This is a genomic window from Sphingomonas sp. Leaf34 (genome assembly GCF_001421805.1).
In the GTDB taxonomy this organism is placed as follows: domain Bacteria; phylum Pseudomonadota; class Alphaproteobacteria; order Sphingomonadales; family Sphingomonadaceae; genus Sphingomonas.
On the sequence record NZ_LMLC01000004.1, the window covers coordinates 437,949 to 450,397 of the forward strand.

Below are 12,449 nucleotides of genomic sequence, written 5' to 3' on the forward strand. Positions count from 1 at the left end.
ATGAAAACGCAGGAAAAACAATATCATGATCGGCGAAAATCGGCGGAGGCCAGGGGCACCATTCACGCATTTTACTGCATCTCGGCAATGTCACATGCGGCGGGATGTAGCTGAGCTCGCCGCTTAGGAGCGGCGACTTGTTGCTATTTCGTCCGGGGTCGGTGATCGAACGACGGACAGCGCGTTCCCAGCCAGAATGATCAGGCCCATCTCGGCGAACGCGTCAAGCCAACCGTGCATCGGCCAGATTCCCCAGATTTTGCGAAATTGCCGGGCGTTGTGGACTATGTCGGCAAAATGCTGGAGCGGCGGGTCGTAGGTTGCGTGATGCTGATGACACGCGATTGCGTCGCCAACGAAAAATAACCGTACGCCAGCCGCATCCGCCCGGAAGCCGAAATCGGTGTCCTCTGCACCATACCCCGAAAAGCGCTCGTCGAAGCCCCCTAATCCCGTAAACCGCTGTCGGCGAATCGCGAACGCCAGCGACCAGAAGAGACCAGGGTTTGGCTCCCAGCGAACCCCGGAGCGGGGGAAGTCGCGGACCGGGTGCGGTGTACCGGCGGCAAGAAGATCGTGTTCGGTCCATATACCGCGCGCATCGTTGGGGCCAAGATAACGGACGTTTGCGCACAACAATGCGTCTTGGTCGAGAAGTATGTCGTCCAGCGTGGCGAGGCAGGAGTGGAGGGGGATGCAGTCGACGTCGAGGAAGATCAGGCGGAAGCCGGTGCTCGCCGCCACGGCCAGGTTGCGCGCGGCCGCCAGGGGAAGCCCATCGGTTTCCAGGCGGACCATCTTCACGGGAAAGTCCGTGTTCGGGGCGGCCAGCGGCGTGTCGCTCATGTCGACCACGACCAGTTCGGCCGGCTGACACGACGAACGGCGAAGGCCCTCGACCAAATTGGCGAAATGCGCACTTCGGTTGCGGACGATCGTGAGAATGCTCAGCCCGGCGCGATGCTCGGTCATCGACGCCGCCATAGGTCCAGCCGATAGCAGTCCGTCCGTTCGGCATGCTCGACGGCAACGGCACCACCGACCGCGTCGTGAAGCTTGGCCACGGCGGCGTCGCCGGTCTGGGGATAGTCGGTGGCGCCAACCCAGTGGACCAGCAATATGCGTCCACCCGCGGCAACGTGCGTCCGCAGCCATGCCCCCGCGGTCAGCAGGTCGGCATCGCTCCAATAATAGACGACTTCGGACAGCATGACGAGATCGAGCGGTCCCACCACGGGAAGCGCGCCCGGGAACGCCTTTCGCTCAAACCGGACCTGGGGCAACATGCGGCAGCGCTCGCGGGCGTAGGCGATGGCCTTTCCGGCAATGTCGATCGCAAGCAGGTCGGCACAGAGCGGCGCGAGCTGCCGGGTGAGCACGCCGTGCGCACAGCCGATCTCCAACGCCGATGCATAGCGGCGGTCGTCGAGCACGGCGATGGTGCGCGCGAACTTCGCCGCTTCGTAGGCGCTGCTCGCCAGCGACCAGGGATCGTCGTCATGCGCGAAGATCCCGTCGAAATAGCCGGCATCGAGACTGGCATTGGCGGCGCGGTGGTCAACGGGCATCGGCGATCCTGCTCAGGTGAAGAACGTCGCGCGACGGCATCCGCCACGCGGCGCGGGCGAGCCGGAAGCCCGGACCGTAAGCTGCGCTTGTCTGACTGCGATGCGCCAGCAATGCGTGACGCCGCTGGCCCGGCGGGATCGCGCGGGTCGTCAACGTCGTCCGGGCAGGCGGTAGCGCCGGATCGGTCCAGACACGGTAGTCGAACAGCGTCACGGGTCGGCGCGAAACGCGGAGCGCCGCACGCGCGAGCGCATGGAATGCGGCGTGATCGCAATGCGGTTCCTCCGCACCGGTCACGGCGACCGCGTCGACGCACCGGGCGCGAAAAAGCGCGGCCAGACGACGCACCGTCCTGCGCCAATCCGCGCTGCCCGGCTGATGCGGGTGCGCATCGGGCCAGTCGAGGAACACCGGACGAGGGGCGTCGGCGCCCGCGAGCCTGCGTCCCGCCAGTGCCGCCTCGCGGTGTCGCAATCGGGCAAGCCATGTGCCGCCATCGTCGTGTGAGCCGGCGCCATCGGTGAGATAGATCGTGCCGGCGAAGCGCCCTGCAGCAGCCGTCTCGGCGATGAGCGCGCCTGCACCCAATGTCTCGTCATCGGCATGTGGGGCGAGCACCAGCCAGCGGGCGCCGGCGAACCGGCTCGCGTGCAGGGGGCGGGCGATGCTCACCACAAGCGATCCTCGCCCCAGCAATCATGGTCGAGCCAGTCGCGTATCGCGGTATCGCGGACCTGGTCTGGTCCGGCCTGGCGCAGATAGAGTCCGAGATCGCGAATGATCTTGTCGACCCGCTGCCCCTCGAAACTGCTCCGGGTGCCGATCAGTCGGGCGGCGTGCTCCATGACGTCGAGCCCGGCGCGTTCGACCACCCCGCGGGTCATGCGTGCGAACGCGGCGGCATCGGCGTCCTCGCGCGCGGCGCGTATCGCTGCCTCGCGCACCCAGAGACCAGCGGTGCGGGTCCCCACGATGGCATGTCCCAAGGCGGCGCGCGCGAGCGGATCGGCGCGGGCGGTGTCCGACAGCGCGGCGCGCGTTTCGGCGAGCAACGCCTCGATCCCGCCGAGCTGCACGGCGGTGAAACGCCATGCCCCGCTGGTGAAGCGCGGTTCGCGGTCGTAATCGCCCGGCTGCCCCAGCAACGCGGCCTCGTCGATCGGATAGCCGGTCAGGTCGTAGCTGCCGCTCATGCTCGCGCGCATGCCGCGGACACGCCAGCCGCTTGCGTCGGTGCGGGCGACGTCGTCGGCAGCGACGATCGCCAACCGACGGTCGCCATGTTCGGGCTGGACGGTGACGATCGCGTAGCGGATTCCGCCGGCGCCGCTGGCGAAACTCTTCGCCCCCAGCAACGAAAGGCCGTTCGCGGTATCGACCAGCGCGACACCCGGTGCGGGCTCGGTCGCCCATACGCCGAACGTCGCACCGCGATCCAGGACGTCGCGCAACCATGCCTTCTGCGCGGCGGTCGCATACCAATCGAACAGCGCCATCGCGTTGACATGCCCCTCGTAGAGCCGGCCGACGCTCAGGTCGCCGCGACCGATCCGGCGCAGCGAATCGAACATGGCGTGGTGTCGGGCGGCGGCGTCGGCGAAGCGATCGCCTCCGGACTCGACCGGTGAATATCGTCGTAACAGCCCGGCCTCGGCTAGCCGTTCGATGCTGTCGGCGGGGTGCGCGCGAACGGCATCGTAATGGTCACCGAGCCGCGCGAGATCGCGGACCAGCGGATCGTCAAGCACCGGCATCATCGTCTCGCTCATCCGCGGTCTCCATCGGCCAAGGCTATCACATAGGCGGCGAGACGGTCCGCGCCACGGGGATCGTCGAGCGCGGCTTGCGCAGCGGGATCGCGGTGTTCGACCTTGGCGAGCAGCGACGGCCAGTCTGCCGTCGCGGGATCGTTGCAGGACAGCGCCGCCCCCGCTGCAACCAATTGGCGCGCTTTTGACCGTTGTTCGTCGAATGGTCGATCCTCGGGCAGGCAGACAAACGGCCGCCGCGCCGCCAGTACCGCGCCGACGACGCCGTCCCCGGCGCTGCCGACGACGATCGCTGTCCGCGCGATCCGCGCGGCCGCGTCGTCGACCCAACCGAAACGTTCAAGATTGCCCGGCGGATCGACGATCGGCGTGCACGCGCCGATGACGCGCCAGGTCCGGTCGGGCGTCGCGCGGGCGGCGCGCGCCCACACCGCGCTGTCGATCGGTGATCCGCCGCCCCCGCCAACGACGAGGACCGAACCGGGCTCGACCGCATCCGGATCGGCGCGGTTGGTTACGCCGGGGCAGTATCGTGTCTTGCGTCGTACCCAATCGGGTGTTTCCGGATCATCCAGCGCAGCGGCGAACGGCGCGACGATCGCCGTCGCGGCGCGGAAGGCATCGAGGTGCGGGATGTCGTTGCGGACCCCGTTCAGCCTGACGAACACGGTCGGGACCGATGCCAGCCGCGCGAGCATGGCGATCTCGCAGGAGACATCGACGACCATCAGCGCTGGCCGATGTTCGGCGATCCACTGCGTGACGGCGGCGACCCGGCGACGGATACCGTCATGATCGAGCGGGGCGTAATGCAGTGCCGCGGGACGGTCTCCGCCCGAATCGTCTCCGTCGAACGCCGCATGCAGACGATCGTCGGGAAGATCGACATAGGCATGCGAGCCGGTCTGCCCGGTCAGGTTCGTGCCGATCAGCGTGACGCGGCCATCGGCACGCTCGGCGACCGCCAGCGCGCGTGCGCGGTGCCCGGCGCCGTGGTGATGAACATAATAGCCGACCGGTCGGGTCATCGCGACACTGCCGCGCCAGCCGGGACCGACCCTGGCAGCGCCATGTCTGCCGGCATCGGTGGCAGCGTGGCCTCGTGCGTCAGCATCGCCGCGACGCCATGGGCTGCCCGCTCGGCGCGGCGCCACTGCGCCCGCGCGCGCCAATGTTCGAAGGCCGGTACCTGCGGCGCGGTGCCGTCGGCCAGCGTCGCGGCCAGATCGGCCATCGCGACGGCCATGCCACCCTCAGCGCGACCATCGGTGCGTGCCGATACGCGCGTCCACACCGATGGCGGGTGGACCAGTCGCCCGCCCGCCGCGACCGCGTCGATGACCATCTTGCGATCCTCGCCGGACGCAATCGGCGTGACTCCGCCGATCGCGTGGAACAGCGCGGCGTCTATCGCAATGCTCGCGCCGGTGTGGTCGCCGTGACGCGGCGCCGGATCGTGAGGGGCGGGGTCGATCGCATCCTCGATCGCGCGCACCGCCGCCCAATAGTCATCGAACCGCGCCCGCAGCGCGACGACCGCCGGGGCGATCGGCTCCGCATCGTCGAGGACGATCCGCCCGCCGACAATGTCCGCTCCGGCATCGATCGCGGCCAGATTGGCGGCGATCCAGGTGGCGGGCGGGCGGCAATCCGCATCGGTCGAGATGAGTACGCCCTCTCCGTCGAGCCAGGCATGCCCCATCGCCATCGCGTGCCCGCGGGCACTACCGGCATGGGCACGCGGTGGAGGGAATGTGCAGGCCTCGGCCCGGATATCCAAACGCCCGCGGTGACGCAGCGCGGCGTCCTGCGCCACCGCGAGGCTGTCATCGTCGCTATTGTTGATGCAGACGGCTACCCGGATGCGCTCGCGCACGGCCTGCGCGGCCAGCGCGTCGAGCAGGATCGGCAGACGCTGGACTTCATTGCGCGCTGGCACGCAGACGCAGAATGCGGGGGTGGTCATCCCAAGCGTGCGCCGGTCGCCGGTTTGATCCCGGCCATGCCCCCGCGCGCGGGCCACATCGCGGACATCGCCGCGGCGGCCGGCTCGGGGATCGGCACGGGGCGCGCCGTCATCTCGGCGTAGAGCGCCTCATAGCCGTCGATCATCGTTTCGGCATCGCAGATCGCCTCGGCCCGCGCGCGGCTGTCCGACCGGTCGAGCCGCATCGCCTGGATCGCCGCGTTCGCCAATGCACCGACATCGTCGGGATCGGCGAGCACGCCGCTCGTGGCGTCGAGCAGCGTCGGTATCGCACCACGCGCAAAGGCCGCGACCGGCGTCCCGCACGACAGCGCTTCCGCGACCACCAGGCCATAGGGCTCGTCCCAGCGTGGCGTGCACAGAAACGCCCGCGCCCCGCCGATCAAATGCGACAGGTCGGCATGATCGAGATGGCCGACATAGCGGATCGCGGCATCGAGGTGCGGCGCGATCTCGGCGGCATAATAGGTCGGATCGGAAATCGGGCCGGCGATCCGCAACGGCAGACCGATGTGCCGTGCCGCCGCGATCGCCAGATGAAGGCCCTTCTCGGGAACGATCCGGCCATACCAGACCAGATATGCTTCGGCATCGGGCTGCGCGCGATACGGGAAGCGATCGAGATCGATGCCGTTGCCGACCACGCGATCGATCGGCACGATCGGCGACCACATCGTGCGGATCGCCTCCGAGACCGCAACGAACCGGGTCGCTTCGGCACGGCACAGCCGGATCCCGCTTTCGAGCCAGCAGAAGGGCGGCGTGTGCAGTGTCGTCACCATCGGCATCGGCAGCGTATCCGCCATCGCCACGGGCAAATAATGCAGCGAATTATTGTGGACGATATCGAACGCGCCCCGGCGGAGTTCGGACATCAGCCTGAGATAGGCATGATGTTCGCGAAAGAACGCGATGTCGGTCGCCTCCGCAACGCCTGTCGCCATCAACGCGGTTTCGTCGCAGATCGCGGTCAGCCCGGTCGCCGGATCGGACCGCGTCGAAGCGAACAGCGTCACGTCATGGCCGCGTGCGCGCAGGCGGGTCGCGAGCAGGTGCGTGTGCATCTCGAGCCCGCCCGCAAACGGTTCGACGATGGCATGCTTGAGATGGGCGATGATCGCGATACGCATGATCGGACTGAACCATCCACACAATAGTTGAGCGGACGTAACGACCGTGGAGCGCCACTGGGTCCGTATACTATTGCAAAATCGTGCTGATAGGGATCAAGCGTTGCACTATACTATTGGCCGGCCTGGATATTCGATGCCCGCGCAACAGGGTCGCTCGAAAGCTATGCCCGGGTTCCATGCGCCTGGCGCACTTCAAATACGACACGCGTAGCACTGGCAGGTCGATTAACCCGGTCGCGCCACTTGTTGCCGATCAATGGGACGAATAGTTGGTCTGACGTTCGACCGGTGCCGGGCAATCGGCCGCCCCGCTCTGCTCCGTCAGCTCGATGGCATGCTGAAGATGACAGGCGGCGAGAATTTCCAAGTCGCGATCTAGCAACGCGAGCGCCATTTTCATCAAAGACAGGGCGGTTTCAGAACGTCTTGGCATGATCCATGTTAGAATAATGCAGAATGCGAGACAAGGGAAAGCCGCGTGGGGAAAGGGCTTTCAACGGGTTTGGATATGATTCTTCGGTCGCAGAGCCGCTGGCGCGCGCATGCACGTCAGTTCAGCATGCCCGCATAGCTTTGGGGTGGCGCCTGAAGCGTCATGCGTGCGGCTGTCCCGGCGACGATCACCAGCAGCAGCGCGGCCAGGCCGACGATCACCACGCGCCGCGGCGGTGCATGATCGGCGAGCAGGACGATGGCGATGGCGGTCGCGATCATCGGCCACAGATGATAGCGCAGATCCGAGGCGATGCTGAGGACGCCGAAACTGGCTTCCAGCGCGAGCGCGGACACAAGCAGCGCGATCGCCAAACGCCGCGGCGCGTCGTCGGGGCGTGCCAGCGCCGCGGCGAGCGCGACGATCGCAAGCACGATCCAGACGATCGGCCAGCCGAGCGGCATCTCGACGATCGCAGCGGTCACGGTTTCCCAGCGCTGCGCTGCTGGGTTGGGGCTATCGAGACCGAGCGTGTTGGGCTCGGATGCGGCCGGCGGCGCGGCACCGGGCCAGTGGAACGGGACGAGCCAGCGGTCGGTCGAGTTCAGATGCGCCAACCGATGCGCGGCATAGGCGACCGGATGGTGAAGTGCCGCAGACGCGAGCGTCAGGTAGAGCGACGACGCGGGCAGCGTATGCAAGCGTGCCATCGTCGGCGCACAATGCTCGTCGTCGCCAAGCGGATCCCAGAAGAACGGCTTTGCGCAGTGGCGGGCGACGATGGCGGCGGATTCGGACGGGGTCAGGCCTGTGCTCGTGCTGTCGGGCGCGCGGGCGGCGATGCCGGCAAGATCGTAGAGCGCCTGGGTCGCCTCGACCCCGCTGTGGTTCGCGCGGAGCACCTGGTGGTTCACGAGGGGGGCGACGCCCAGTATGACGATGACCGCGATGCAGGCCGTGGCGAGTTTGGCGCGCGCACGCGCGGGGCGGGGCGACAGCATCACGCTCAGCGGCACGACGATGAAGACGGCGTTCGCGCGAACGAGCACGGCATAGACGAGCAGCAACGCGACCGGGATCATCGCCGAAGCCGGTGTCGGTCGGTTGGCGAGACGCCACCAGCCGACGATACCGACCGCGGCGAGCAGCGCGCCGACAAGTTGCGCATCTTTGAGCACGACACCCTGCCAGCCGAGGAACGGCGGCAACACGCCGATGACGAGGATCACCACCGCGCTGCGGGTGCGTCCGGCACGGGCGAGTGCCGCGGCGAGCAGGCCGAGGCCGAGCCAATAGGTGGCGAGCTGGAGCACCAGCATGGGCGTCGCGCCGGGTCCCAGCGTGGCGAGCAGCGCCCAGATGCGCGCCATCGCGGGCGGGTGCCAGTCATCATACACGCCCGACAGGACCTGACGATATTGCGCGACGGTGTCGTACATCGCGACCCCGGGCCAGAACAGTGCAAGCGAGGCGATCCACAGCGCACTCGCGACGAGGGCGATGTGGCGCGGTTTGAGACGGGACGCAGGTTCGATCGACATTCGCGGGTCCTGCACCGATGGGCGATACGTCGCGGATCCCGCGAACGGGGAGGCGTGACGCGGCGACCTTGCGGGGCCGTCCGCCTAAGGGTCAAGGGCGATAGGGCCGAAACGAGACGGTTTGCCCGGCGCGGTCGATCGGCCGGGTACCGGGATGGTCGATGACGCTGCCGGATCAAGGCATCGCTGGATCACGCGAGTGGTGACTTTGCCGACGGCGGGCATGCTGCGTAGCGAGCACCCGGGTCCTGCCTCCGCCCCGATGGCGGGGAGGGCAGCCCGATCGCCGGCACGGATTCTTACGCATAAGGGGGGCCACTTGGCAGGCGGAGGGGGCGGGAAGCAGCCACGTCTGCGCCGTGTTCCCCCTCCGACACCTCAGCGACCGCCCCCTTGCGGGGGAGGATACCGCGATCAGTAGTGGATCGACCGGCCGTAGGCGCCGAGGACGCTCTCGTGCATCATCTCGCTGAGCGTCGGGTGCGCGAACACCGTCTCCATCAGCTCGGCCTCGGTCGTCTCGAGCTGGCGCGCGACGACATAGCCCTGGATCAGCTCGGTGACTTCCGCGCCGACCATGTGCGCGCCGAGCAGCTCGCCGGTCTTCGCGTCGAACACCGTCTTCACGAAACCCTCGGCCTCGCCGAGCGCGATCGCCTTGCCGTTGCCGATGAACGGGAATTTGCCGACCTTGAGCTCATAGCCGGCTTCCTTGGCCTTCGCCTCGGTCATGCCGACGCTCGCGACCTGCGGGCGCGAATAGGTGCAGCCGGGGATGTTGGCCTTGTCCATCTGATGCGGCGACCCGCCCGCGATCTTCTCGACCGCGATGATGCCCTCATGGCTGGCCTTGTGCGCGAGCCACGGCGCGCCGGTGACGTCGCCGATCGCCCAGATGCCGTCGACATTGGTGCGGCCATATCCGTCGGTCTTGATGTGCCCGCGGTCGGTTTCGACGCCGAGCGCTTCCAGCCCGATATTCTCGGTGTTAGGGACGATGCCGATCGCGACGATCGCGTGGCTGAACGTCTCCTCGACGACCTTGCCGTCCTTGTGCTTGATCTTCGCGGTGACGCCGCTGCCCGATGGCGCCAGACCTTCGAGTCCGGTGCCGGTCAGCAGCGTGATGCCCTGCTTGGTCAGCGCCTTGTCCATGAACGCGGAGACTTCCTCGTCCTCGACCGGCAGGATCCGCGGAAGCATCTCGACGATCGTCACGTCGGCGCCCATGTCGTTGTAGAAGCTGGCGAACTCGACGCCGATCGCGCCCGATCCGATGACCAGCAGCTTGGTCGGCATTTCGGTCGGCACCATCGCGTGACGATAGGTCCAGATAGTCTTCCCATCGGCCTTGGCGAACGGCAGGTCGCGCGCGCGCGCGCCGGTCGCGACGATGATGTTCTTGGCTTCGAGCTCGACGGTCTTGTCGCCCTGCTTGACGCTCAGCTTGCCCTTTGCGGTCACGGTGCCGACGCCTTCGACGACGGTCACCTTGTTCTTCTTCATCAGGCCCTTCACGCCCGCGTTAAGCTGGCCCGCGACCTTGCGGCTGCGGTCGACGACCTTGGCGAGATCGAAGCCGACATTGTCGGCCTTTAGGCCATAGCTCTCGGCGTTCTGCATGTAGTGATAGATTTCCGACGTACGCAGCAGCGCCTTGGTCGGGATGCAGCCCCAGTTGAGGCAGATGCCGCCCAGGCGCTCGCGCTCGACGATCGCGACCTTCAGGCCGAGTTGCGACGCGCGGATCGCGGCGACGTAGCCGCCGGGGCCCGAGCCGAGGATGACGAGATCATAGGTATCAGCCACGGTAGAGTCCTTTGGATTAGTTGGTTGCTGCTTAGCTAGAAGCGGGCGGCACGGGCCGCGGTTTGCGGTCGTCGTCGACCGCCACGAAGATGAAGCGCGCCTGGGTCACCTTGCAGCTGTCGTTGCTGTGCCGCGCGCGGCGCCAGGCCTCGACCTCGATCGTCATCGAGGTGCGACCGACCGCGAGCAGATGCGCGTAGACCGACACCTCGTCGCCGACGACGACGGGCATGTGGAATTTCATCGCATCCGCCGCGATCGTGACGGCTCGGCCGCCGCTCCGCCTGGATGCGACCGAGCCGGCGGCGAGATCCATCTGGCCCATCAGCCAACCGCCGAAGATGTCGCCATAGGGGTTGGCGTCGGCGGGCATCGCGGTGACGCGAATGGTAGGAGCCTTTTCAGGCGGTAGTTCGGTCATGCTTCAGTCCTGCGGGTCGCCTGATCGAGACGGCGGGCGCGACGCAGTGGCCCAGCGCCCATCAGCAAGGTCGCGACCATTGCCGCGGCCCCGCCCGCCCAGATCACGTCTCGCCCGAGCGGATAGGACCATGCCGCCGCCCAGGTAATTGCGACCGCCACGCCGAGCCCGGCGAGAATGTGAAAGATCTCGATGGTCGTCTTCTTCATGTCGAACATCCCCCTAAACCGTTCGTGTCGATCGCAGTCGAGGTCCATGCGTCTCATGTCCTTCGACTTCGCTCAGGGCGAACGGAGTGGGAGACGTGACGTCCATGTCCGTCAGCTTACGCCAGCATGCCCAGCGGGTTCTCGACGAGGTGCTTGAACGCCTTCATGAACTGCGCGCCGTCCGCACCGTCGATCGCGCGGTGATCGAAGCTGCCGGTCGCGGACATCACGGTGGCCACGGTGAGTTCGTCGCCGACGACGTACGGACGCTTCTCGCCCGCGCCGATCGCGAGGATCATCGCCTGGGGCGGGTTGATGACCGCATCGAACTGCGTGATGCCGAACATGCCCATGTTGCTGATCGACGCGGTGCCGCCCTGATATTCCTCGGGCTTCAGCTTGCCGTCGCGGGCGCGGGCGGCAAGGTCCTTCATCTGCGTCGAGATCGACGACAGCGAGGCGGTGTCCGCACCGACGATGATCGGCGTGATCAGCCCCGATGGCGTGCTGACCGCGACCGAGATATCGGCGCGCTGGAAGCTGATCAGCTGGTCTGGCGTGAACATCACGTTGCAGGTCGGCACCTGCATCAGCGCGACGGCCTGTGCCTTGATGAGCAGATCGTTGACCGACAGCTTCACGCCACGCGCTTCGAGGCTCTTGTTCAGCTCGCCGCGCAGCTTGAGCAGCGCGTCGAGACGGATGTTCACCGTCAGGTAGATGTGCGGAACGGTCTGCTTCGATTCGGTCAGACGACGCGCGATTGTCTTCCGCACGTTGCTGAGCTTGGTCGCCTCGTGCGGGATATCCGGCACGGTCGCAGGCTTGGCGGCAGGCGCGGGGGCTGCAGCAGCGGCAGTCGGCGCAGCGTCGGTCCTGGCAGCAATAGGTGCCGCACCTGGCTTTGCGCTCTCGACGTCGGCCTTGACGATGCGACCCTTGGGCCCCGAACCCGAGACAGAGCCAAGATCGATACCCTTGTCGGCGGCCAGGCGGCGGGCGAGCGGGCTCGCCTTCACACGGTCACCGCTGGCGGGCGCGGTTGCAGACGCAGTGCCCGCATCTGCGGGACGACCGTGATCCTCGGCCGAAGCCTCCGTGCGTTCGACCGGCTTGGCCTCGCTGCCGGTGTCGTTGGGATCCTTCGGATCGGGCTTGGCTTCCGATTCCTTGGCGGCCGGCTCGGGCGTCTCGCTCTTGGTGGGTGCGGACACCGACGATGCGTCCTCGCCCTCTTCGGCGATGATCGCGATAACCGTGCCGACCTTCACGTTGTCGGTACCCTCGGCGACGAGGATCTTGACGACGGTGCCCTCATCGACGGCTTCGAATTCCATCGTCGCCTTGTCGGTTTCGATCTCGGCCATCAGGTCGCCGGATTTCACGACGTCGCCTTCCTTGATCAACCATTTGGCGAGGGTTCCCTCCTCCATGGTCGGGGACAGCGCAGGCATCTTGATCTCGATCGACATGGATTTCCCCAGGGCGTGATGTAACGGCATGCCTACTCGCGCCCTCGTCCGCTCGGGTCAACCCCGCCGCACTTGCGTATCGACCCGCTGCGGCCCAATTACCGGC

General features: G+C 67.0%; 13 protein-coding genes. All 13 read right to left on the reverse strand.

From position 1 onward, the window contains the following. Positions 1–123: 123 nt before the first annotated feature. Entirely contained in the window at positions 124–984 is an 861-nt protein-coding gene (locus ASF00_RS13475) for a glycosyltransferase family 2 protein (RefSeq protein WP_235525817.1), read from the reverse strand. Next, entirely contained in the window at positions 969–1,568 is a 600-nt protein-coding gene (locus ASF00_RS13480; RefSeq protein ID WP_055879938.1) for an SAM-dependent methyltransferase, read from the reverse strand. The genes ASF00_RS13475 and ASF00_RS13480 overlap by 16 nt, the downstream gene beginning before the upstream one ends. Further along, entirely contained in the window at positions 1,558–2,241 is a 684-nt protein-coding gene (locus ASF00_RS13485) for a PIG-L deacetylase family protein (protein WP_235525818.1), read from the reverse strand. The genes ASF00_RS13480 and ASF00_RS13485 overlap by 11 nt, the downstream gene beginning before the upstream one ends. Further along, the gene (locus ASF00_RS13490; protein WP_200910542.1) at positions 2,238–3,338 is read right to left on the reverse strand and encodes an acyl-CoA dehydrogenase family protein; all 1,101 of its coding nucleotides are present in this window, start codon (positions 3,336–3,338) and stop codon (positions 2,238–2,240) included. Before ASF00_RS13490 ends, ASF00_RS13485 begins: the two co-directional genes overlap by 4 nt. After that, entirely contained in the window at positions 3,335–4,366 is a 1,032-nt protein-coding gene (locus ASF00_RS13495; protein WP_055879941.1) for a glycosyl transferase, read from the reverse strand. The genes ASF00_RS13490 and ASF00_RS13495 overlap by 4 nt, the downstream gene beginning before the upstream one ends. Then, positions 4,363–5,304, reverse strand: a complete 942-nt coding sequence (locus ASF00_RS13500) for a glycosyltransferase (protein ID WP_055879943.1) — start codon at positions 5,302–5,304, stop codon at positions 4,363–4,365. Before ASF00_RS13500 ends, ASF00_RS13495 begins: the two co-directional genes overlap by 4 nt. Further along, a complete protein-coding gene (locus ASF00_RS13505) occupies positions 5,301–6,455 on the reverse strand; it encodes a glycosyltransferase family 4 protein (RefSeq protein ID WP_055879946.1) in 1,155 nt (384 codons plus the stop codon). Before ASF00_RS13505 ends, ASF00_RS13500 begins: the two co-directional genes overlap by 4 nt. A 256-nt stretch (positions 6,456–6,711) precedes the next feature. Further along, on the reverse strand, positions 6,712–6,891 hold the full coding sequence (locus ASF00_RS18565) for a hypothetical protein (protein ID WP_156356864.1): 180 nt from the start codon (positions 6,889–6,891) through the stop codon (positions 6,712–6,714). A gap of 116 nt (positions 6,892–7,007) precedes the next feature. Continuing rightward, complete coding sequence (locus ASF00_RS13510) at positions 7,008–8,432, reverse strand: hypothetical protein (RefSeq protein WP_055879948.1); 1,425 nt, start codon at positions 8,430–8,432, stop codon at positions 7,008–7,010. A 414-nt stretch (positions 8,433–8,846) separates the two neighbouring features. Then, a complete protein-coding gene (gene lpdA, locus ASF00_RS13515) occupies positions 8,847–10,241 on the reverse strand; it encodes a dihydrolipoyl dehydrogenase (protein WP_055879951.1) in 1,395 nt (464 codons plus the stop codon). Between the two features lie 31 nt (positions 10,242–10,272). Then, positions 10,273–10,662, reverse strand: a complete 390-nt coding sequence (locus ASF00_RS13520; RefSeq protein ID WP_055879954.1) for an acyl-CoA thioesterase — start codon at positions 10,660–10,662, stop codon at positions 10,273–10,275. Next, entirely contained in the window at positions 10,659–10,871 is a 213-nt protein-coding gene (locus ASF00_RS13525; protein WP_235525819.1) for a hypothetical protein, read from the reverse strand. Before ASF00_RS13525 ends, ASF00_RS13520 begins: the two co-directional genes overlap by 4 nt. 116 nt (positions 10,872–10,987) lie before the next feature. Beyond that, on the reverse strand, positions 10,988–12,343 hold the full coding sequence (locus ASF00_RS13530) for a pyruvate dehydrogenase complex dihydrolipoamide acetyltransferase (protein WP_055879956.1): 1,356 nt from the start codon (positions 12,341–12,343) through the stop codon (positions 10,988–10,990). Positions 12,344–12,449: the final 106 nt, after the last annotated feature.